The following is a 22,558-nucleotide window of genomic DNA, read 5'->3' as shown; positions in this document are numbered from 1 at the left end:
GCTTATTCTGCTTCGCCGGTCACGACAGGTGTATCCTGCCTGCTGCCCCATTCGCTCCACGAACCATCATAAAGCCGATTGTCTTCGTGGCCAAGCGACGTCAATGCAAGGGTGATGACCGCTGCGGTCACACCGGAACCGCAGCTGGTGACGACGGGTTTATTAAGGTCTACCCCAGCACTGGCGAAGATTTCGCGAAGGCTGTCGAGGCTTTTCAGTTGACCGTTTTCAGACAGCGAACCGACCGGAACGTTGCGAGCGCCCGGCATGTGACCCGAGCGCATACCTGCGCGCGGTTCTGCATCGCGGCCTGTGAAACGGCCAGCGGCACGTGCATCGGCGATCTGAGAGCTGCGTCCATCCACGATTTTGCTCATTTCTGCGAAATCAACGACCTTGGCCGCATTGAATGAAGGCGTGAAAAGCGTTGCAGCGATTTTTGTAACTTCATCGTTGACGGGGAAGTTTGCTGCCTTCCAGCCATCAAAACCACCATCGAGAACCAGAACGTTCTTCACGCCCATCACGCGGAACATCCACCAGACGCGTGGCGCAGAAAACATGCCAGGACCGTCATAGACAACGATGGTTTCATCTGCCGTGATGCCCATTGCGCCGACATGGCGTGCAAAAAGCTCCGGTGATGGCAAGGTATGCGGGAGGCCCGAACCCTTGTCTGCAATCAGATCCTGATCGAAGAAGACTGCACCCGGAATGTGTGCTGCGTCATATTCATCGCGCCCGTTGCGACCGGCTGCGGGCAAATACCAGGATGCATCCACGATTGCGAGACCCGGTTCGCCCAGACGAGCTTTTAGATCGTCGCGGGAGATAACAAATGCGCTTTTATCGGACATGATTGCTCCTGAACTTACACTAGTGGTGCATTGCCAAATCGAATGCGGAAGCGGCGGTTTTCCTTGCCCTTCTTTTCGATCTTGCCGATGTGGATTTCACCCACTTCCTGCGTCTCAGAAACGTGTGTTCCGCCACAAGGTTGCGAATCCACTGAACCATTTTCGCCGATAACCACCAAACGAAGACGGCCTGCACCCACAGGAGGGCGGACGTTCTTCGACTTCACAATATCCGGATTGGCCAGAAACTCTTCGTCGCTGATCCAGCGAAGCGTAACTGGATCATTGGCTTCCACCATTTCCATGAGTTTTTCGGTGACGGATTCCTTGGTGTAGCTCGCATCTGGAAGATCGAAATCGACGCGGCTTTCCTCTTCACCAACCGCAGCACCAGTGATTGGAAACGGGCACGCGACAGAAAGAAGATGACAGGCTGTATGCATACGCATCAGCTTGTAGCGGCGCTCCCAATTGATATGCAGAACCAGTTTCTCGCCAATCGCGGGGAGCGCCTGCCCTTCGACTGGCACATGGACGATTTCGTTTTTGCTTTCGCCGGTAACGGTTGCCGCAATTTCAATGCGCGAGCCGTCGGCACGCTCAAAAAAGCCCGTATCTCCCGGCTGACCGCCGGAAGTGGCATAAAAATTTGTCTGATCGAGAATAATGCCGCCGGTATCTGTCAGGGCCAGGACTGAACCCTCCGCGCTTTTAAGATATGCATCTTCGCGGAACAGAGCTTCAGTCTCGTATGCCATGATTATCCCTCGTATGGTATGTCGATTTCGGTTTTCATTTCTAGCCAGGCTGGCACAGGCAGATCTTTGCCGCGCAGGAAAGCCGGATTGAACAGCTTGGACTGGTAACGATTACCATAGTCGCAAAGCACGGTCACGATGGTGTGGCCCGGTCCGAGATCTTTTGCAAGGCGGATTGCACCGGCAATATTGATGCCGGAGGAACCGCCCAAGCAGAGTCCTTCCTCCTGCACCAGATCAAACAGAATATCGAGCGCGTCGGCATCGGGAACGCGATAGGAAAAGTCAGGTGTAAAGCCTTCGAGATTGGCCGTGATGCGCCCCTGCCCGATACCTTCGGTGATGGAATCACCTTCGGATTTCAGCTCGCCCGTCGTGTAGAAGGAATGAAGGGCTGCGCCATGGGGATCAGCAAGCGCGATTTTGATGTCCGCATTTTTGTCTTTGAGGCCGAAAGCAGTGCCTGCGAGCGTGCCGCCCGAACCGACAGCCGAGACGAAACCATCGACCTTGCCATTGGTATCACGCCAGATTTCCTGTGCGGTGGTTTCAATATGCGCGATGCGATTGACGATATTATCGAACTGATTGGCCCAGATTGCACCATTGGGTTCGGTTTTGGCGAGTTGCTCGGCCAGACGCCCGGACAGACGCACATAATTGTTCGGATTGCGATAGGGTGCTGCAGGAACTTCAATCAGTTCTGCGCCAAGGAGGCGCAGCGCGTCCTTTTTTTCCTGACTTTGCGTTTCAGGGATGACGATGACAGTGCGATAACCAAGCGCCTTGGCAACAAAGGTAAGGCCGATGCCGGTGTTTCCTGCCGTGCCTTCAACGATAACGCCGCCGGGCTTCAAAAGTCCGCGCTTTTCGGCATCACGGATGATGTAAAGGGCTGCGCGGTCCTTAACCGACTGACCGGGATTGAGAAATTCGGCCTTACCGTAGATTTCGCAACCAGTGATTTCAGAAGCCTTTTTCAAGCGGATCAGTGGGGTATTGCCGATAGCGTCGAGTGCCGAATTGAGCATGGCTTCCGTTCCTTCTGGTTGTGAGGAAACTATGTGGAAGCATGACGTTCTTCAAGCAAGTGGGGAATAATTTTCTGCATGATTTCGCAACGAAAAACTCATCATTCATCCCGATGCGAAAAAACCGCATATAAAAAGCCAACCTGATTAGATCAGATTGGCTTTTTATCATTTTTTTATCGCGCATCTTATCCAAAAACCGCTTTGCACTTTTTGGGATGCGCTATCGGGCGGCTTTTAGAAAAAGTAGTGCTGCGATTAAGCAGCGCGCTGGCCGCCACCACCGCCGCCACCTGGACGACGCTTGCGATGGAATGGACGCTTCGGCTTCGCAGCGCCTTCCCCAGCCGCAGGCTTTGAACCCTGACCCGAACGATGTTCGCCGGACTTTGCCATCTTGTTAGCTGGACGGCGATGCTTCTGTGGTACGCTGTGGGAACGTGGCTTGTCGTCCGCATCATCGAATTTTGCGACCGGTGCTGGTGCAAGCTTAACCGGAGCTTCCTTGATCGACAGCTTCGTGCGTGTGACGCGTTCAACGGCACGCAGCTTCGTATCTTCCGTTGCTGCATCATAAAGCGTGATCGAAGCGCCGCTTGCGCCGTTACGTCCAGTACGGCCAATACGGTGCACGTAGGTTTCAGGCTCATCCGGCAGATCATAATTGACGACATGGCTGATGCCCGGAACATCAATGCCGCGTGCAGCGATGTCTGTTGCAACCAGAATGCGCAATGTGCCATCGCGGAAGCCGTTGAGCGCGCGCTGACGGGCATTCTGCGACTTGTTACCGTGGATCGCAGCAGCATCAAAACCATCGCGCTCAAGATGGCGAACGACTGCATCTGCGCCATGCTTGGTGCGAGTGAAGACGATGACCGACTTCATGCCCTTGTCGCCCAGAAGACCAGAGAGCAGACGGCGCTTTTCCTTGGTTGGAACAGGATGCACGACCTGCGTGATTTCAGCAGCGGTTGTGCCCTGCGGAGCAACTTCAACACGAACCGGATCGCGCAGCAGGCTCTGTGCAAGTGCTGCTATTTCCTTTGGCATGGTTGCCGAGAAAAGCGCTGTCTGACGGTTCTTGTGTGTACCTTTGGCAATGCGCTTCACATCATTGATGAAGCCCATATCGAGCATGCGGTCAGCTTCATCGAGAACCAGCCAGCGGGTTTCCGACAGGTCAACGCAGTTTTCGCGCACGAGATCGGTCAGACGACCCGGTGTTGCGATGAGAACGTCCACGCCGCCCTGCATGCGCTTGATCTGGCTAAGGCGCGATACGCCGCCAAGAACGAGTGCTGTCGAGATATGAGCCTGCTTGGCAACGGTGCGGATCGTTTCTTCGATCTGCACAGCCAGTTCGCGGGTTGGTGCGAGGATCAACGCGCGTGCGGTCTTGCCCTTGCGCTTGTCACCAAGGGCGATGATTTTCTGCAGGATTGGCAAGCTGAATGCAGCGGTTTTGCCAGAGCCAGTCTGTGCGATACCCAGAATGTCGCGGCCTTCCAGCTGATGCGGAATGGCCTGTGTCTGAATGGGCTTTGGCTCGGTCATGCCAGCAGCTTCAACGCCTTTAAGGAGCACGCCGGTAACGCCAAGAGCGGCAAAGCCGCCAATGTTTTCACCAATATTTTCAGTGGTCAATTTAAACTCTTTCGGCGGCACCGCAAAGCTGTGGTCCGCTTAAAAACTTCGGACAAGCGCAACTTGCCGAACGGGAATTTCTTGGATGTACGACGGGACGCCGGAATACTCCGGTCGACTTGCGCTGCCGTGCCCGAAACCAGCCGGGTCTCCCCTGCTCTCAGACCATTCTGATTGCAAGAGGCGAGACGCAACAAGTCCGATTCCGGGAAGGCTGAAACAGTTCAGCCCATGCGCCTGAGCCGCCATATGGGGTGTTTTGCCCCAAAAAGCAAATGATTTATGTTTGAGCGGCAAATCAGATTATGAAATCAGCGAGCACCTGATTGTCTGTAATATCCTGATAAGCCCAGCCTGCTTCCGCAAACTTCTTTTCCAGAATCTTGAAATTGCCTGCATCCTTGGTTTCGATGCCGATCAATACTGAACCGAAATTGCGCGCGGATTTCTTCAGATATTCAAAGCGGGCGACGTCATCTTCGGGACCAAGCAGATCAAGGAAGGAGCGCAGTGCACCCGGACGCTGCGGGAAGCGGAAGATGAAGTATTTCTTCAGGCCTTCATAGCGAAGAGCGCGCTCTTTCACGTCTGGCAAACGCTCAAAGTCGAAATTGCCGCCGGATACCACGATGACAATACGCTTGCCTTTGAGTTCGCTCTTCTTGAAATCCTTGAGAGCATCAATGCCGAGCGCACCAGCAGGCTCAAGGACAACGCCCTCAATATTCAACATTTCGACAATAGTCGAGCAAAGGCGGTTTTCCGGAACCGTGATGACAATATTTTTGTCGAAGCCTTTGAGAAGCTTGAAGTTTTCTTTGCCAATCTCCGCGACAGCTGCACCATCAACGAAATTATCGACCTGAGAAAGCTTGATCCGCTTGCCTGCTTCAAGACTGCCTTTCAGGCTGGCTGCGCCCTGTGGTTCAATAAAGCGATAGGCAGTCTTCCAGCCAAGCGCCGAAAAGTACTGTGTTACGCCTGCAGATAGACCACCACCACCAACGGGCAGGAATACAAAATCCGGTTTCTTATTGTCAGGCAACTGTCGCTCGATTTCGAGCGCAACAGTCGCCTGCCCTTCGATGATGCCCTGATGGTCAAATGGTGGCACCATTACACCCTTATTGGCTTCTGCATATTCCTGCGAAGCGGCATAGCAGACATCGAAAATGTCGCCAATAAGCTTGATCTCGATAAATTCTGCACCGAAAGCGCGGGTTTTGTCGATTTTCTGCTGAGGCGTCGTGACAGGCATGAAAACCACGCCTTTGCGTCCGAAATGACGACAAGCAAAGGCAAAGCCCTGTGCGTGATTGCCAGCCGAGGCACATACGAACACAGCTTTTTCATCGGCGGTCTTAACTGCACGCGAAATGAAGTTGAAGGCTCCGCGTATCTTATAAGAACGAACTGGGGTCAGATCTTCGCGCTTGAGCCAAATTTCTGCGCCGTACTTTCGTGAAAGATAGTCATTGAGCTGCAAAGGTGTCTCTGGGAAGAGTGCACGCATGGCAGTTTCAGCTTGAGCTACGGCTTTAACGAAGGCGTTCATCGGTCAGCTTTCTGCATACTCTAATTAATTTCGAGCATGGCTACATGGCTTTGAGAGCGCAAACAAGCTTGAAACGATAAACATGAGTAAATTTGTAATGTTTTATCAAGGAGAATGGGTGGTGCGGTCGGCGGGAAACCGGGAATTTCGTTGCCAACCATTGATTTTAAAGGGTTTTTCGTTGCGGTAATTTCCTGTGTTTGTAGTGTTTATTGTAGCGCCGGTCAAGTTTTCCGATTAGTAATCCAAAGATTGGCTAGGCTTAACGTTCAGTTTGAGAGATTAGATGATCACAATCGCCCAAAAAAGCGGGACACGGTCTATCGTTATTGCTGGGCATGGGATTCGGCTGGAGCAACCCTACGAGCTCGCTTCCGGTATCGTCATTACACCAGAAGTGCCGGTTTTATCACCTGACGTTGTGGCGAAGAGTTGCAGAAACTTTGCTGATTATATTGCAGTGATTTCGGGCCAAGAGACTCAGAGTTTTGCTATCGAAATCCATCCAAGCTCAGATAGGCCACATGAACTCACTGCGAAAGCTTGGAACGCGCTTTGGGATTTTCACCTTTTGTCAGTCGCTACCCACACACCTTGTTTTTCGTTGTACAGTTATGCTGTTGGTGCTGAGCCTGTTCTGACTGCGGCAAACCGCACGATGATGTTTCGACCGATTGAGTCTCTCAAATTGGTGTCGGAAAGCTCCTTGACATGGGCCTGCAAACATCGTGAGAAATTCGATAAGCTAATCGGAAACTCTTTGTTTAGTCGAGCGATGAGATGTTATGGCAACGCCCAGCAACTTATCGACTTTGATACAAGAATTATGCTGCTGTGGTCGGGAATTGAAGGTTTGCTTTCCGTCGATGGCGAGTTGAACCGCCGATTGGCGCTTTACACCGCGCTTCTAATGGATGGTAGTCACGCTGAGAAGATGCAGTGGTTCAACGATGTGAAGAAGGCATACGGTATTCGTTCTAAGGCAGTTCATGGCTCCTCATTAGACGCAAAATTGTTGCGAGAAGGGTATTTGCAAGCTGCTAGAATTCTTTCCAATCTGTTGGCTCGATGCGTTGAACTCGGCCGGATACCCAGTCCGACCGAGCTAGATGAACAAGCAGTTGCAGGAAATCTGGAATAATTGACCCGCTTCTCAAAGTGCGGACCTGACCGCACAAGACGAGCACGGAGCCGGGAAGAAGATTTATGTTTTTTACTTTTGAGATCGTCGCTCGACACATACGAAAGAAGCACCCCTGCTGCCCTGACTTTGCCGTGGAGCATATATCGAGGATAATTTCAGAGCGCCAATGGGAAGGCGTGAAGCTAGGTCGTGCCGTAGGCATCACCATGGACGGCATCTTGCGACACCAGATGACCGAATATGAAACCCTTCTGTTGCATGGGTTAGATCGGGAGGAAGCTAGAAGGCGCATTCAGCCGAAGGTGAATGCAATGCTAAAGGTATGGGCAAAGAGATCAGCAGTATGATTTTGTGTATATTTCCTGATGCTTATATATTTACAATTACTAAAGTATCAATTGACTTAGAAAAAATGAATGCTATCCGAAAAAACTAAAGACTAAAATAAGCTTGCGAGGAGAGAATTGTGAAGCCAAAAGTTTTTATCGGGTCATCATCTGAGGGTCTGTCAATTGCAAATGCAATTCATAGCAACCTCACGAGGCAAGCCGAGTGTACAGTTTGGGATAAAGGTGTCTTTATACCGTCAACAAGTACATTATCATCACTCATTAATACATTGAGAACATCTGACTTTGGCATTTTCGTTTTCTCACCAGATGATATCACCATCATGCGCGAGATGACAAATCCAACGGTTAGAGATAACGTTATATTTGAATTAGGTTTATTTATAGGTCGCTTAGGTGCTGAGAGATGCTATTTCCTCGTTCCGGAGAACGCAGGAACCATGCACCTTCCAAGTGATCTAGCTGGTATCACACCATTGGTTTATGAAAACAACCGGTCCGATGGAAATCTTACTGCTGCACTAAACCCTGCATGTATGCAAATTGGCAACCAGCTCGAAAAAACTCAAGTCTTTTCAAGATGTGAATATAACATCAGATGCTGCTCCTATACAAAAACCTAAAGATACAGTTCGTCGCACACCGAAAAAAGTTTCCTCCAAAGAAGTAACAGAAGGTGTTACAATTGAGTCCTATGGTAAAGGATATTTAGTAAAAGGTAATACCAAACCACACAAAGAAAAAAATCAAAGAGAATGGTGGAAAATGGAATGGTAGTCTACAAGGCTGGATTATATCTCCATCAATGCTGAGCAGTCTTAAGGCCGCTATTCCTTCCGCATCCATGATCTCTTAAGCATATTGTAAATCAAAAATTACCCACAGAGCTTCAAATACACCGATAGATTCCGGCTTTATTGGCGGGTGGCAAACTGTCTCGGTAAGTCAATTCCTAGCCGAGACAGTTTCGTCGTTGCTCATAGTAAAAACCCTATCACGAACATGGCAAAGGAGAACATCTCAACCTTCTAAATGGACTCTAACGGGAATCGAGAAAAAAACAGATACGCCTACACAGGCGAAAGCGCCCTATAAACCGCTGCACGGCTTACACCAGATGCCTTCACAATCTCAGGCACAGTCTTACCGTTTGCCTTCATGCTTCTTATGGCGTCCTCATCAACGGTCTTAGGACGCCCTCCTGTTTCGCCTCTGGCTTTCGCCTTAGCTATTCCTTCAAGCTGGCGCTCTTTACGCAAGGCAGTCTCAAACTCAGCCATTGATGCGAGAATGCCGAACATGAGCTTGCCCGTGCGTGTGGTCGTGTCCAATGCTGCATCGTCCAATACCTTGAAGCCTACGCCCTTCTTATCCAGCATTTCAAGGATTTGATGAAGGTGCGAAGCAGAGCGTGCCAGTCTGTCCAGCTTCGTGATAATAAGCGTGTCGCCTTCACGGACGAAGTTAAGTGCTTCTGCGAGTTGCGGCCTGTCTTTGTCCAAGCCTGATTGCTTCTCGCTGAAAATCTTATCAGCACCAGCAGCCTTTAGGCGCTCAATCTGATTGCTATGGTCCTGTCCGATAGAACTCACACGGGCATATGCAACGATCATCAATCTGTCTCCAAATCTCTTAGGATGAATTGAGACTTACGTTTAGAGACTGTTTTGAGACACGTCAATAGCTTTATCCCAAAAGTTTACTTTTGAGACGCCTTGATAGTTAGGCCCGCGACAGAACCATCGCGATTTACAAGAACTATCTGAATCCCTGCCCGCTTCAAGCGCGGCCTCTCCCTCCACACCTCAGCAAGTTTTCTAAATGCTGGACTGTCTGGAACAGCAGCCACAACAATATCAGTATCGGATGCATTAATAAGCAGTGCTTGGCCTAATGCGTTGTTCAGCAAGGGCCTTTCAGGGCTTCCGGGCTTGGTAACAAGGGGCCCCTTCTTGCATTCTGCGATAATCATTCTGCCATCGATTGATGCCACAACATCACCAATCCCTGAACGAGAATGGACGCGAAGAGTGGCGCTCGCTCGTTTGTAGATGCCTGTCCAATCGTTCTTGCTTTTGGGGAGCCCTTCGATTTTCATCCAGCCTTGGCTTTGCAGATATGCTGAAATCTCGAATACAATCGCTCCGCCAACTGAAACAGATGCACCGTCAATAGCAACATCAACATGGCCTGCAAAACCATCCAGTTCGCTTAAGTATTCCGCAAGACGAAGTGAAACCTCAGCTTCGGCCATTCTTTCTCGCGAACCTTGCCAACTATCCACTGCCAACCCCTTTTCGTTATCTACGCGATTAAGATGTTAGGCAGCGCTGCTGACTGACACAACGCTTAACAGCCGGTCAGCCAATTGTTTCCCCGCTGTCGTCAAATGAATCACTGGCGACCTTCCACCCTCAGGGTCGAGACTACGCCTGATAAGGTTCAAACCTTCTGCTCCATGGCGCGTCCGTGAAGTGAGCGCTGTAATGTTGCGGGAGATTGATGACTGACTGACGCCGATAATGTCTGGCAGGTCGCATTGCTGCACTCCCGGCCTCATGGCAACCACGAGGAACACCGAGGCCATTTGCATGGGCATCTCAGGGCGCAGCTCTCGAAAGGTTTCCAGCAGCCGGTAAATCTCAGTCAGTCTCAAGAGTTTATTAATACCAGCCTTTTTCCGCACCGAAGCCCCGCATGTTTATGGCAATTCCCTAAGAATCTCAGAGGGTTGAATGCAAGTCAAGAGAGCGACTAGCCAGCGCAAAGGGGGCAGAGGGGGGGTACGCGCATTTCCTATCTATCGATTGCCGCCTCGAATTTTTCTGTTATTTTTAGCCCAACAATGGAGGCTGAGATAAATTGTTTAAACGCCTGCTAAGAGAACAAGACGAGAGTGAAGAGTTTTATCACGAGTGGGCTGCAAATGCTACGAAACTACACAGCGCGACATTTAACTACATTCAAAGTGTAGTGTTACTCGGTGCACTTCAATTCGCTGTAACGCAAAAAGATACTTCGTTCGCAATATGGGCGCTTTATATCGTCGCCTATTTGGTGATGCTACTCGTTACAGGTGTCTATTTCCGAACTGGCGTATTGCTGACACTTAGGAAATTGTCACTCAAAGGCCGTTGGCGCGAAACTTCACTGTGGGCAGCAGGGATATTGGGAGTAGCGTTTAACGTCTGGCTGGTGAGCGCCTTGGAGCAGCTAATCCAGCAAATTATTGCTGCTGGACTGTCAGGAAGCACCTGAACTTTTCCGTAGCCCAAGCGATAGCGGCCTCGGCTGGGTCGGTGAAGTTTGGCAGAGCTGGAACCGCTGGCTGCAATTGCCCACGGCGGACGGCCATGAACGTGTCGATGACTTGCTTTCGGACGTTCGAAGCGTTGTCCGTATCGGAGAACATGCAAACCAAAAGAGCCTGCTCTTCGTTGAGATAATAGGCAACCGAAGGTCGCCCCCCCTTAGCGCCTGAGGTTTGCCGTACGCTGCGGCAAACACCATAACGAGACAGCTCTACCTCCTTTCGGCCAATCAGTTCACGAATAACGCTTGGGCGCTCATAGCCAAGCCGTTCCGCTAAGTCCGTATCAAGGATGCGCTGTTCATTTTCGATTGAGTGCAGCACGAGAACGTACTGCGGGGGCCACCCTGCTCGGCTTGTGTTCGGAGGGCAGCTTCCATCTCATTAAAGCGGGTGATGTAGGCAATTTTGAACTGGAAAGCCTGTTTCCCAGTGAAGCCCATCGCGAGGAGAGTGGAGCCGTCCTTGGTCATGTTGAAGGCACGGCCAGTTTGCGTACCACCACGTCCGTTCTGAAACTCAAATGTTACCGCCTCAAAATTGAGGTCGTAAAATTCGCGGCTACATTCCAGCATGGTCAAGGCTCTGAGAATGTTATCGTGGCGTTTACCGAAATACTCAGCAACATCACGGCTATTGGCGAACGCTTTGCCATTCTGGAGGGTAACCATAGGCGTAGCGATGGTGAGGTTGGAGGAAACTACGTTCATGAGACCGGAACGGCTTGCGCCTCCTCAGGCGCTTGCCTAATATCGAAAATCAAGGAAGGCTCCGTTTGGAAGACCCCTTGCGCTTAGAACAAGAATGATGAGGGCTGTGGAGATTATCTACGGCCCTTGTCACTTTTCGGTCTAAGGAGTACCTTCTATCGACGCTAAGTATAGGACCACAGCGAATATTGAACAAAGACCACAATCAATCTTCACACATCTTCTACTTAGGTATTACCTAAGGTCTTACCTATTATGTTTAATCTAATTATACATTATAGGTAATGGCTTAGGTTTCTGATTAGGTTTAATTAAGGACTTCTCCTATGGTGAGGGGTAATATCTCCTATGGTGGGGTGTAATTGGTTACAGCACTCCAGTTTGGTCTTCAAACCAATGTGGATACATGGCCTTAACGCTGTCTGGTCCGTTCGGATATTTTCCCTCAGCGGCATTCCGTGCCAGCGTATCAGCCATTTCGTTAAGCTGATAACCCGCATGGCCCTTCACCCATACCCAATGAACATTCTTCCCTTCACAGGCCGCATCCAAAGATTTCCATAAGCCACTGTTTTCTAAAGCACCTGTTGTCCTCCTCCAACCTTTCGCCTTCCATCCCGGAAGCCATTCAGTCATTCCCTTACAAAGCATCAAATTATCACTAACGATGATAACGGGTGTCTCAGTCTCGGCAATACCTTTCACAGCTTTGAGTGCTGCGGTCATTTCCATCTTGATATTCGTCGTGACTCTCTCAGATGATTGGCGAGCATTCACCCCTTGCCGGAGAAGCTTATCGCCTTCTTTGAGCTGCTTGACGTAAGACCAGCCGCCGCGACCGGGGTTACGGATGCATGACCCATCAGTCGCAATAAGATAATGCCGCCCGGAAACAACGCTCATTAGGCGTTCACGAATGGATGCAGGCATAGGTAAGTTTTCAATCATGTCAGAAATCCTCATAGGGAATCATAGGCGAGCGTTTAGACGCTGCCTGCTAGGTTGCTGCGGTTTTGATGAAATGACTCTCAGTGACTCCCTGTGGGGGAGTGAAGCCACATAAGAAAAACAAAGCCCCAGCATAAAAATGCCAGGGCTTCTGAAAGTTCAGGACATGCGAGACAGAGCATCACCGTCCGCTGTTGTTGCGCTTATTGATAGCAGCTTCTGCTTCTTTGCCGAATTTGATGAAACTTTCTTCGGGCGTCTTAGGTCCGCCTATAAGCTCACCGCCTATTCGTCCAATTGCAACTGCGGAAGATTCGTTGGTTTTCATACCGCCACCCGTTACGCCCCGAACGAACCGCTCAGTTGCGTCACGCACCTCTGGTTTTATACCACGCAGCTCTACACCTTTGAGTAAGGTCTCCCCATTCGGGCCAGTGGCTATCGGCTTTGAATACCGCTTACCAGTATTCTCCCATCGTGGTTGGCGGCCATCCTTAGCTGTATTCTCAAATATCTCCCGTTTATCATTGATGAAAACCTGCGAGCCATCTTTCTCGATAGCGATATAAAGACCAGCAGGATTTGTTCTTTGCTTTTCATTTTGTTTCTCAATGATTTCTGCTTTCTTTTCCTGCTGTCGCTTCTGATCAAGCTCATAAAGCGAACGGATGGTCAGATTGGACCGCTCTGAGTTTTCCACCGGAAGCTGAGTGTATTTATCAACGATCAACCAACCATTGCCGTTTGTAGCCTGTCGAATAGTCAAATCTGATGATTCAAACCCTTCATCGCCTCCGAACTCAGCTGCATATTGTTCAATGGCGTGGCTCGCCATTTCCCCGAAGTTCTTTGGAATGTCCCGACCAGCAGTGTAGATCATGCTGCCATTAACGTCTGTATGGGTGGCGTTGAAGCGCTTCGATGCTTCTTCGAGAGCCTGATCAGAATCCAAACCGTTGCGGGCATAGAACTTTCCAAGCCGCGCGATTTCACCTGAAACATAGCCGGAATTATCCGGGTGCTTACCGCCGATTGTTCCGAACCAAGTATCCCAGCCACCCGCTGATACGCGCCTCGCCTTTTCGTCAATCTGTTCATAGCTTTGCTTGACGGAAGCCGAAGGTGCCTTTTCTATTTCCGAGGTTGCCATCATCGCAGTTTGGACGGCTTGCTCATGATCTAAGCCCGCATACTGCGTTGCTATGCGATAGCTTTCATAGAACTCTCGTGTCTTGTCGTTTTTGATATGTTGTTCCAGAAGGCCGGGATTAGCCGAATGCAAACGCATATAAAGGTCCGTACCATCTTTGAGCTGAGCGGGAGCTTTGCCGCCAGAAGTGGTTACCTGTGTGGCGGCAATCGGGCCGCTTCGAAGGACATTTTCCCACTTCGGGTTAGTCAGGTTGTTTGATGAGAAAGATTCAACCTGCATATCGAATGCTTGATCTGGATTGGCTTTCCCATTTTTTACAAGCCACTCAGTCCGATCAACTGTTTCCTTTGCAATGGCTTTCTTCTGATCATCGACCGAAACAGTCTTCGTCTCTCCAGTTTTGGTGAAGACAGTTGCTTCCTCAAGATACGGCACCATGCCTCTTGAAGCGGTTTCCATATTCTTAGTGAGGAGGTCTGTTTCGGATTTCTTTGCCCGTTCGGCCAATGCAAGCTTCTGGTTAGCTTCACTGGCTTCCTTGGCAATCTGCGCATTATAGTTGTCGCTTTGATTAATGAGCGACTGCACCTGAGCTTCCGAGAACGCTCCGGGGTTAGCCTTATGCCAGCCTGTCAGTTCCTCACGGTCGAGCTTGCCCTGTCTCGCTGAGTCCCAAAAGTTAAAGCGCCGGTCGCGTGTGGCCTCCTCGTTATTGTTCTCCATGCGGTTCTTAGCAGAGAGAAGAATACGATTGGCGTCATTCTGGAACTCTCGGTTTGACGCAAGGGAACCCAGCTTCGTGCCATCATCACCCGTACGCTCGCTGTTCAGGATAGCTTCGGCCATCTTGACGTTACCTTCGTTCGCGAAGGATTCAGCGAGGCGGACCATCTCCCGGTCTTGGTCCTTGTAGTCAATCTTGAGGAGTTCGCGGTTTCCGGAGTATTCAGCTCGCAATGCTGCAACAACTTCGGCTTCCGACTTGCCTTCACCCAGCATCGTTCGGGCTTTCCCGGAGAACACATCATAGACACCTGAAATTGTGTCCTGTTTGATTTGCTCGGTCTGATGCTGTGCTTGGATTGTATTCGCCTTCACCGAAAAGTTGTTCATGATCGTGTTGTATGCCCTGACGAAATGCGGGCTATCCCCGTACTTTTCCAAATCACCGGCCATGCGTTCACGGATGAAGCTCTCAAGGTCACCCTTATCCTTGTCGAAGTTGGTCTCGTATTCCTTCGTGAGTTCGTTCACGCGGGTATATGCAAGGCGCTCGCCAATTTGGTTCATTGCTGCTGCCTTGAACCATGGGTTATCCATTTCCGACATTTTGCCACTATCTATAGCGGATCGCGCTTCCTCAAAGCTCATGCCGCTAAGTCGTCGGTTTGCTTTGTCTTCGGCATCTTTTTTAGCCTTATCGGTTCGGTCAGCGAGAAAGCTTTGTAAATTCGGACTGATTTGGGCAAGCGCCTCGGATAGCTGCATAAGACCGCTACCGCCCGTTTCGGGTGCCTGAGGACGGCTGTAGGTATCCACGGGTCTGGCTTGAGGCTGGAGCTGGACCGAGGGAAGCTTGAACGGGTTTTGCTTCATGCCCCCATTGGCGGAACCAATGGAAGGCCGATCATCGTGGCGGGTTAGGCCCGGAAGCTTGGTCATGTGATTGTCCTTGAAATGAAAAAGGCCACCCTGAGGTGACCTTGTTATTGTCGCTGTGAAGCTCGACGCGTTGCGAGCTGTCTATGGTGAGGGGTAATTAATTTGCAGACATTGCATCCATTGCAATATCCTTATGGCGGGGGGTAATTGTTTTGAGCCTTTCACCACGCCGCAATAAACGCCCGATATGCAGCATACCAAGCTACCGCCAAAATCGACCACTTAAACAAAGTGCTGTAAGGCGGCACTCGCAAAACCGCTAACGCCTGCACATGCTCCCGAAGTGGAATGAAGATCAGCAGCAGAATGAGAAGCGTTGCAAAATAAGCGACTACGCCTGCTACGATTGCAAAAAACATCGCCGCCCCTCATTTCCGTTCTAAAGAGAATACGCCCTGTAAGCGGCCCGCAAAAAAACTCAAGGTCTGCCGTGTCATTCTTCTGCCAGCCATAGCCGACCGAGCATTCCCGCCACTCAACCCAAAGGCTGAGCTTGGTGAACGGCAGGCGAAACCAGAAGCCGCGATGCTGGAGGCTAAAGATTCCGCTGAGGCTGTCACGGGCATCCGAAACAAGATTATAGGCAGACTGGGAAGCCGAAGAGATAAGAGCGTTCATTATATACATATCCTGCATGTGAGTGAGTGACATGGTGAGGAGCCACCAAGCAGACGCACGGGAATCCAAAGACATGCCGGAGGTAAACCAGCATGAAGGACATGAGCCTGCCATGAGGCTCCCGTTAGCGTTCTTCGGATTTCACTAGAGAATATGCAGGAAAGGCTTTGATAGCATTAGCTAAATCTTCAACCGTTGGAAGCTCATATATCGCCCCAACATGGTCAGCAGTGTGACCGCACATGCCATCACGGATGCGTTGCTCTATGCCAGCTCTTGCCGCTCTGCGCTTAAAGGTATGTCGCCAACTGTGATTAGGACTGACACGTTTATCATCGATACCAAGCTTACGAACCCAATCACCTAGCTTCTGACGGGCGATGACATACTGGGGACGTGGTGGGTTAAGCGTATCTTCCTTGGTGGTCTTCCGCTCGCCGCTGGGGTCATAGAATAAGGGACCAGCTTTCGCAGCCTTCACAAAGTCGATAAAACCTTGGGTTACCAAGTCATCATGCAAGGGCACATGGCGAGGTTCACCGCCCTTCACTGTCCCGGCTTCGGGAAGAATGCTTAGCGTCCAGAAGCCTTCTCGGTGCTGTTCAATATCCTGTTTACGAAGCTGTGTGATTTCTCCGGGTCGAGCGCCTGTGTAAGCGCAAATCCAAGGAACCCAACGAATTGCCGAACGACGATGAGCCTTCATGTGCTTTGGCTGTGGTGCAAGGCTTGCTTTCAGGATTGCGACTACGTCCTCTTCCTGAAATTCTGTCTTCGTGTTCTTGGCTTTTTTGGCGGAAACCTTGACGCCTTCGAACGGGTTTGACGAGATTTTCTTCTGAGATTTAACCCATCCAAAAACACGGCTAGCTGCGGTTAGATAAACCTCATTAGCGGTACGTCCGCTGAGGTTACCGGTCGACATAAGCTTATTCTTCCATTTAACCGCATCGTCGTCAGTGAACAACGCTATGTCTTTGCTGCTGTGGAATGCATCAAGATCAAGAAAGACACCGCGCCAACGATTTACGGTTGAAGATGCGGGCATTCTCTCCTGCACCCACGCCTCGAAAGCTTGCCAGACGTTCCAGCCCGAAAGCTTTACTCTTGGTTGCGGCTGGCTTTCATTGTTAGTTGCAGCCTGAGGGAAACGGTTTCTGTGAAGATCAGCACTATAATCTCCGAATGCGCGTCTACGGAGAACACTCAGGGCCGCTACAAAATCAGGTTCGATTGTATCCACGAATGAATTGAAAGCATCCGTGGTCAACACAACCTGTTCCATGGCGATGAATGAAAGCAGGCGGGAAGCTTCAATTACGGCCGCACGAACCTTTGCCGCATGGTGTGCCCCTCGCCCTTGCTCATTAAAACCTAAAAATGCCTGAGGGGCTTCACCAGCAGCCTCAAGTGCATCTTGGTATCGTTCATAGACCAAATCCAAATCTGCGACTGGTGACTCCTTTTCGGAGTTCTGAGCGATAAACCAATCATACCAGCGACCAGCCAACTCATGCATTTGGCGATTGCTCAGTGTTACGGCCTCACCCGATTGATTAGCACGTATCGCAGTAATGCGAGCCTCAATCGTTGCAAGCCATTCTATATGCGCGAGTTTTGCTTGGCTTATTGGAGCATTAGAAGGAACTCGGAAGCGCTCCTCCTGCCGAATCCCGTGTGCTCTTTGGTAAGCTTCACGAATATCAGAGGGGATTGTCTTTCGAGAAAACCAATCCCCATTTTTAGCTCGTGTCAGTCCAGCCATATGAAGTGTCATTTGTAGCGCCCTTTGTAGCGATAGGGCAACGACAAGTCCTTGTAATCAATCAACTATCTGAAATCAAAAGGCTTCCAGAGGGCTGTGGTGCGGTCGGCGGGACTTGAACCCGCAAGCCTAAAAGGCGACGGATTTTAAGTCCGTTGCGTATACCAATTTCGCCACGACCGCAGCATGGGATTTCTATGTCATGATTTGTGAAGCAAATTCAAGCTGTTTCCCACTGTTGTAACAACTGGTTTTGCTGACAGTGGAAATCGCCTGAAGGGTGATGCAGAAAATATTCAACAAATCGCCCGCAACGATTTCGAGGAATAAAAGTTATAGTGAAAACAAACAGTCACATGCGGGGTCTTCATTTTGAAAAACACAGAAAACCAGTTGCAGCATTCTTCTGCCGGGGATTAACTGTGAAGACACAGAATGGAGTTTGGGCATGACGAATACCCCGCAGCAAGCCGTCACGGCTGCAATGCTTGCAATTGGCGATGAACTTCTCTCAGGACGAACGAAAGACAAGAATATCGGACATCTGGCCGATGTGCTGACCGCTGCTGGCATCGATCTCAAAGAAGTTCGCATCGTTCCCGACGATGAAGACGCCATAGTCTCAGCGCTCAACGCTCTGCGACCGGGTTTCGATTATATTTTCACATCAGGCGGCATTGGCCCTACCCACGACGATATTACTGCAGACGCGGTGTCACGTGCTTTTGAAGTGCCTTGTATCTATGATGAGAAGGCAATGGAAATGCTTGCCGCGAATTACGCCAAGCGTGATCTGGAGTTCACGGAATCCCGCAAGCGTATGGCTCGCATGCCACAAGGCTCCGAGCATATTGATAATCCAGTATCGACTGCGCCCGGATTTCATATTGGCAATGTCTATGTCATGGCAGGCGTGCCTTCGGTATTTCAGGCGATGCTCGATAATGTTCTGCCAACATTGAAAACTGGACGGAAACTATTCTCAAAAGCTGTGCGTTGTCCGTTTGGCGAAGGCGTGATTGGTGCGCCGTTGACAGAAATTCAGAAAGAAAATCCTGAAACGATCATCGGTTCTTATCCAAAATTCGAGAATGGCCGTTTCAGCACCGAACTGGTCGTGCGCGGCAGTGATGTGGCTAAAATTGACATTGCGGTGTCTGCGATCGAAACAATGATTGCCACCTTGCAATCTCAGGGCGCGGCTTAATTTAAAATGGAGCCCTCGGAGCGGCTCTAACTATTTGTTTCTGCGCATTATATGATAAAATGGAAATATAGCTGGAAGGAGAACTAATATGTCCTACAAGACGGTGGTCGCCTATTCCCGCAGTGAAGCCGAGTTGAAGCGGGTTTTGTCTGCAGTTGAGCTTTTGATGCGCAGAATGCCTGACATTCACGTCATAGGACTTTACTCTGTTCCCTCTCCTGTTGTGTATGCCGATCCCAACGGGTTTATAGATCCAGGCATGTTTGAGCTGCACGACAAGCAGCACAAAGAGATCTCAGAGCGTCTGAAGCACCTTTTCGAAGAAGAGATGCGTCGTCAGGGCGCTAACCACGAGTTTCGCGTCACCCGCTCTGAAACGGGCACTGCTGCTGACGGTGTTTTGACTTCATGTCTTGGCGCTGAATTGCTCGTTGCCGGTCAACCGGACCCGGATGATCCGGCAACCAATGATGAAACTGCTGATACGCTGGTGTTTCACTCCAGCTGCCCCGTACTGTTGGTGCCCTATGCACCGGTTCATGCAATGGAGGCGCTGGATCGTATCGTTGTCGCGTTCAATGGCAAGCGTGAGGCCGCGCGCGCAACTTTTGATGCTCTGCCTCTGATGAAACATGCAAGCCGTACGGAAATTATCTGGGTCGACCCGCCTGAACGCGAAGGCGAAGATGAAGCGCTTGCTGGAAGTGATCTTGCCGAAGCATTGTCTCGTCATGGGCTGGATGTCAGCGTAACTCCGCTTCCATCGCATAATCGTTATGCACAGGATGTGGTGCGTGAGCACATCATTGCGCAGCGCGCTGACCTCTTGGTCATGGGAGCATATAGCCACTCCAGGCTTCGTGAGCTTGTTTTTGGTGGCGTGACCCGCGCGATGCTTAACGATTTGCCGATCCTGACGCTTTTCGCCCGTTAGACGCCGTGCGCTCCATTGAGCACACAAAGGTCGCTCTAACAGCTTAAATTATGCAGTAGACCATTTTCACAAAACGCTGACCTGTTTGTCAGGTCGGCGTTTCATTTCCGGCAATTATTTAGCTCAATTTCAATAAAGGGATGGGCTGCGATCTCACGCCGCTCTTGCAAGATAGGCCTATTTGCGGTTATCAGCATTTCCCGGCGCTGAAATTGCCGGGCGGAAAGCCTTTTCGTACCTGTGCTGCATGCATTTAAAGTGTTGTGCGCGCATGAAGGAAAGCTGCAGATCCAGACAGTTCAGCGCGACTGGCAACTGCCATCGCGCATTTTTGGTTTGACAGGTCCGGAGTGAAACTCCCGGATTTTCCATGGAGCGTTTCGATGTCGTTGCCCGATAAAGCCTTTCCCGTTTCCTGGGATCAGTTCCACCGCGATGCCCGTGCGCTTGCCTGGCGTATTGCCGATATGGACCGCGAATGGCGTGCCATTGTCGCAATCACGCGTGGTGGGTTGGTCCCGGCTGCTATTGTTTGCCGTGAGCTCGGCATTCGTTTGATCGAAACGGTCTGCGTTGCGTCCTATCACGATTATACATCGCAGGGCGAAATGGAAATTCTCAAGGGAATCAGCGCTCCGCTGCTCGAAAATGGTGGCGAAGGTGTCATCGTCGTTGATGACCTGACCGACACGGGTAAAACCGCCGCTATCGTCCGCGAAATGATGCCAAAGGCGCATTTTGCTACCGTTTATGCGAAGCCAAAGGGACGCCCGCTCGTCGATACCTTTGTGACGGAAGTTTCGCAGGATACCTGGATCTACTTCCCATGGGATATGGGCTTCACCTATCAGGAACCGATTGCTGGCGGTAAGCGCGGCTAGAGCGCATCCCGAAAAGTGTGAAACGGTTTTCGGACAAAGATGCGCGTTAAAATAAATATTTAGAGCGCCGATCTGATCCAATGAGATCAAAACGCGCTCTAAACGAAAATAAATGAAGGTAGGTTGCGGTGGTAAAACCGCCGCAATCACACTATATTGAAAGTCTGCCGAAATAAGATGGAGGCGGACTGCACAGTACTGATTTGAAGCTGTGCGCCCGCAAATTTCAGCAAGCCCTTTAAAATAAAAGCATTTTCGACTTTTATTGTGAGGCAGTGGCGAACAAATCCATTGTCATTTTGGCGAATCAATCCATTCTGTTTGGAAAATGGTGGGACTTTCGCAGTGAAAACACAGGCTAAAAAATTTGTTGCAACGGAAAAGCGTATTCTGACGCCTTCCGGTCGTTTGCAACAAGTTGCGGCACTTGTGTACCGCTACGAAGCGCATGAATTGCAGGTTCTTGTCATCACCAGTCGTGGAACCGGCCGTTGGGTGATTCCCAAGGGATGGCCACAAGTTGGCCGCACGCTTGCGGAGACGGCTGCTCGCGAAGCTTATGAAGAAGCTGGCGTACGTGGTGAGATATTATCTCAGCCAATCGGGAGCTTTGATTATTGCAAGAGCGACCTGCCACCAGAATGCATCAACCAGTTTACGGTTGCGGTCTACGCTCTGCACTTTATCGAGCGTGCTAAGGATTGGCCGGAACGTGATCAACGTGTTTGCGAGTGGGTTTCCCCGCGTGAAGCAGCCGAGCGGGTCGATGAAATCGATCTTAAGCGCATTCTGTTGGATTTTGACGGTTCACGTATGGCAATTGCCGCTGAATAATCTGTTTAGTGCATTTTAAAGAATATTTTTTGGGCATGCCTCAATTGAAATGATTGAGGCATGCCCAGGAATGTCGTGACATCTGCAATAAATAGATCACGATTCCACTTTTGTTCCCGGTTATCGGAGCTTTATTGGGATTTTACCCACAAAATACGCGTATCACAGTAGATTTCGGATTAATTACGGATTCGGTCGCGGTCCCGCTGTGAACGAAATTTAGACGCGAAGGCTTATCGGTTGCGACACGCTCTTCACGGCCATAATGACGTGAATCTCCCGGGATTGTTAATCCTGTTGTCGCAGAGGATGGGCCGCCAACCAATTTTTGATATTGCGAAGCTCCGCAGGCATCAGAGGTAATTACTGAGGCTGAATTGGAAGCGGGCGTGGTTGTACAGGCGGTGAGAGAGAGTGCTGTAAAAAGCACAGATGTCATTAACAAAGGTTTCAAGTTTCCCCCTGGAAAAATATAAACGAATAAGAACTCAGGCTTAGCCGGAGTTGGAGATAAATGGCACTTATCTATCCTAGTGGAATGAATTTGACGTTTTAACCCCGACCGACTGCAACGCAGTTTCAAACGTCAAATTCGAAAAATCCACTAGATTCGTAAACTTGCCAGTGGTCTTTTTGATTTCGACATTTGTCCGAGCTTGTAATCGAGGGATGTAAATGTCGAATTCAGACCACCAGCCGCAACGCTGGCTTGACCGTCAAACTAGATTAGATGGGATGAAGGTCATTGCTCTTGTTGAGCGAGTTTCAAACCAACGGTGGCCTCGGGCCTGTGGGGAGGATTTCTTTTCCCCTTCATATAACTGTCATTCTCCCCGTTATCCACATTTGCCCCCAGCACTTTCTCACAATATCTAGCGTTGGAAGCCATATGGTAAACCAAAGCTTGACGCTCATCTCCGAGTCGTTTTTTATGGAATGATCGTTGCGTGAGTAGCGTGGCCGGGCGTCAGGTTGTGTTGGCCTTTTCTTCAATTTAGTCGAGTCAGTAACGGGCGGTGCGTCGAAAAGATGTTTATCGCGCGGGATTTTTTGCGTCTGAAATTCAGAGGCTTAGCTTGGCAGGAAAGATGAGTTTTGTTGGTGTTGATGTCGGATTAATACTAGATTTAGTATTTTCAATCATGATAACATACCAGATAAGGAAAAACCTTATCCGCAAACTCGCATGACTTC

Annotated in this window: 22 protein-coding genes and 1 tRNA gene; 9 read left to right on the top strand and 14 right to left on the bottom strand. The window is 50.2% G+C overall.

Translation table 11 applies throughout. The annotated features are described in order from the left end of the window. Positions 1 to 2: 2 nt before the first annotated feature. From sseA to ilvA, 5 genes are all read right to left on the bottom strand, one after another. On the bottom strand, positions 3 to 857 hold the full coding sequence (sseA, locus tag C9380_RS06385) for a 3-mercaptopyruvate sulfurtransferase (RefSeq protein ID WP_128093240.1): 855 nt from the start codon (positions 855 to 857) through the stop codon (positions 3 to 5). A 14-nt stretch (positions 858 to 871) separates the two neighbouring features. Continuing rightward, positions 872 to 1,615: an alanyl-tRNA editing protein gene (locus C9380_RS06380; protein ID WP_024898890.1), complete on the bottom strand. Its 744-nt coding sequence runs from the start codon at positions 1,613 to 1,615 to the stop codon at positions 872 to 874. Positions 1,616 to 1,617: 2 nt separating this feature from the next. After that, entirely contained in the window at positions 1,618 to 2,646 is a 1,029-nt protein-coding gene (locus C9380_RS06375; protein ID WP_100558977.1) for a cysteine synthase A, read from the bottom strand. A 258-nt stretch (positions 2,647 to 2,904) separates the two neighbouring features. After that, positions 2,905 to 4,314 (bottom strand): DEAD/DEAH box helicase, encoded by a 1,410-nt coding sequence (locus C9380_RS06370; RefSeq protein ID WP_024898892.1) that lies wholly within the window; start codon positions 4,312 to 4,314, stop codon positions 2,905 to 2,907. 277 nt (positions 4,315 to 4,591) lie between these two features. After that, on the bottom strand, positions 4,592 to 5,848 hold the full coding sequence (gene ilvA / locus C9380_RS06365; RefSeq protein ID WP_128093239.1) for a threonine ammonia-lyase IlvA: 1,257 nt from the start codon (positions 5,846 to 5,848) through the stop codon (positions 4,592 to 4,594). Positions 5,849 to 6,134: 286 nt separating this feature from the next. Between ilvA and C9380_RS06360 the strand changes: the two genes are divergently transcribed. The 4 genes from C9380_RS06360 (at position 6,135) to C9380_RS06345 (ending at position 8,119) form a co-directional block, all read left to right on the top strand. Further along, positions 6,135 to 6,989: a HEPN domain-containing protein gene (locus C9380_RS06360; RefSeq protein ID WP_128093238.1), complete on the top strand. Its 855-nt coding sequence runs from the start codon at positions 6,135 to 6,137 to the stop codon at positions 6,987 to 6,989. 65 nt (positions 6,990 to 7,054) lie between these two features. Continuing rightward, on the top strand, positions 7,055 to 7,339 hold the full coding sequence (locus C9380_RS06355; protein WP_128093237.1) for a DUF2293 domain-containing protein: 285 nt from the start codon (positions 7,055 to 7,057) through the stop codon (positions 7,337 to 7,339). Between the two features lie 119 nt (positions 7,340 to 7,458). Continuing rightward, a complete protein-coding gene (locus C9380_RS28480) occupies positions 7,459 to 7,965 on the top strand; it encodes a TIR domain-containing protein (protein ID WP_128093236.1) in 507 nt (168 codons plus the stop codon). Further along, positions 7,886 to 8,119 carry a hypothetical protein gene (locus tag C9380_RS06345; RefSeq protein ID WP_164844620.1) on the top strand — a complete coding sequence of 78 codons (234 nt, stop codon included), beginning with the start codon at positions 7,886 to 7,888 and terminating at the stop codon, positions 8,117 to 8,119. The genes C9380_RS28480 and C9380_RS06345 overlap by 80 nt, the downstream gene beginning before the upstream one ends. 293 nt (positions 8,120 to 8,412) lie before the next feature. Here C9380_RS06345 and C9380_RS06340 read toward each other — a convergent pair whose 3' ends face one another. Together C9380_RS06340 and C9380_RS06335 are read right to left on the bottom strand one after the other, a co-directional pair. Next, positions 8,413 to 8,955, bottom strand: coding sequence for a recombinase family protein (locus C9380_RS06340; RefSeq protein WP_128093234.1), 543 nt, complete (start codon positions 8,953 to 8,955; stop codon positions 8,413 to 8,415). An 86-nt stretch (positions 8,956 to 9,041) separates the two neighbouring features. Continuing rightward, the gene (locus C9380_RS06335; protein WP_128093233.1) at positions 9,042 to 9,596 is read right to left on the bottom strand and encodes a hypothetical protein; all 555 of its coding nucleotides are present in this window, start codon (positions 9,594 to 9,596) and stop codon (positions 9,042 to 9,044) included. Between the two features lie 608 nt (positions 9,597 to 10,204). Here C9380_RS06335 and C9380_RS06325 point away from each other — a divergent pair. Further along, a complete protein-coding gene (locus tag C9380_RS06325) occupies positions 10,205 to 10,600 on the top strand; it encodes a hypothetical protein (protein WP_128093231.1) in 396 nt (131 codons plus the stop codon). On the opposite strand, the gene C9380_RS06320 is transcribed toward C9380_RS06325, so the two are convergent. From C9380_RS06320 to C9380_RS06290, 7 genes are all read right to left on the bottom strand, one after another. Further along, positions 10,569 to 10,976 (bottom strand): hypothetical protein, encoded by a 408-nt coding sequence (locus tag C9380_RS06320; RefSeq protein WP_128093230.1) that lies wholly within the window; start codon positions 10,974 to 10,976, stop codon positions 10,569 to 10,571. The two genes, C9380_RS06325 and C9380_RS06320, sit on opposite strands and share 32 nt — an antisense overlap. Continuing rightward, positions 10,928 to 11,362 carry a Rha family transcriptional regulator gene (locus C9380_RS06315; RefSeq protein ID WP_128093229.1) on the bottom strand — a complete coding sequence of 145 codons (435 nt, stop codon included), beginning with the start codon at positions 11,360 to 11,362 and terminating at the stop codon, positions 10,928 to 10,930. Before C9380_RS06315 ends, C9380_RS06320 begins: the two co-directional genes overlap by 49 nt. Positions 11,363 to 11,728: 366 nt before the next feature. Then, positions 11,729 to 12,310, bottom strand: a complete 582-nt coding sequence (locus C9380_RS06310; RefSeq protein ID WP_210249740.1) for a ribonuclease H family protein — start codon at positions 12,308 to 12,310, stop codon at positions 11,729 to 11,731. 181 nt (positions 12,311 to 12,491) lie between these two features. Next, positions 12,492 to 15,125: a hypothetical protein gene (locus C9380_RS06305; RefSeq protein ID WP_128093228.1), complete on the bottom strand. Its 2,634-nt coding sequence runs from the start codon at positions 15,123 to 15,125 to the stop codon at positions 12,492 to 12,494. A 161-nt stretch (positions 15,126 to 15,286) separates the two neighbouring features. After that, a complete protein-coding gene (locus tag C9380_RS06300; RefSeq protein ID WP_128093227.1) occupies positions 15,287 to 15,484 on the bottom strand; it encodes a hypothetical protein in 198 nt (65 codons plus the stop codon). A gap of 383 nt (positions 15,485 to 15,867) precedes the next feature. Beyond that, a complete protein-coding gene (locus tag C9380_RS06295; RefSeq protein ID WP_164844636.1) occupies positions 15,868 to 17,508 on the bottom strand; it encodes a tyrosine-type recombinase/integrase in 1,641 nt (546 codons plus the stop codon). A 97-nt stretch (positions 17,509 to 17,605) separates the two neighbouring features. After that, positions 17,606 to 17,691: transfer RNA gene (locus C9380_RS06290), tRNA-Leu, on the bottom strand. A 265-nt stretch (positions 17,692 to 17,956) separates the two neighbouring features. Here C9380_RS06290 and C9380_RS06285 point away from each other — a divergent pair. The 4 genes from C9380_RS06285 to C9380_RS06270 all read left to right on the top strand — a co-directional run bounded on the left by C9380_RS06285 (position 17,957) and on the right by C9380_RS06270 (position 21,364). Further along, on the top strand, positions 17,957 to 18,715 hold the full coding sequence (locus tag C9380_RS06285) for a competence/damage-inducible protein A (protein WP_024898894.1): 759 nt from the start codon (positions 17,957 to 17,959) through the stop codon (positions 18,713 to 18,715). An 88-nt stretch (positions 18,716 to 18,803) separates the two neighbouring features. Beyond that, entirely contained in the window at positions 18,804 to 19,649 is an 846-nt protein-coding gene (locus C9380_RS06280) for a universal stress protein (RefSeq protein ID WP_100558980.1), read from the top strand. 383 nt (positions 19,650 to 20,032) lie between these two features. Further along, the gene (gene gpt / locus C9380_RS06275) at positions 20,033 to 20,530 is read left to right on the top strand and encodes a xanthine phosphoribosyltransferase (protein WP_007875001.1); all 498 of its coding nucleotides are present in this window, start codon (positions 20,033 to 20,035) and stop codon (positions 20,528 to 20,530) included. A 345-nt stretch (positions 20,531 to 20,875) separates the two neighbouring features. Further along, entirely contained in the window at positions 20,876 to 21,364 is a 489-nt protein-coding gene (locus tag C9380_RS06270; protein ID WP_024898691.1) for an NUDIX hydrolase, read from the top strand. The last annotated feature ends 1,194 nt before the right edge of the window (positions 21,365 to 22,558 follow it).

The organism is Brucella pituitosa (genome assembly GCF_003049685.1).
GTDB classification, from domain to species: domain Bacteria; phylum Pseudomonadota; class Alphaproteobacteria; order Rhizobiales; family Rhizobiaceae; genus Brucella; species Brucella pituitosa.
This window is presented reverse-complemented; position numbering and strand designations above follow the sequence as displayed.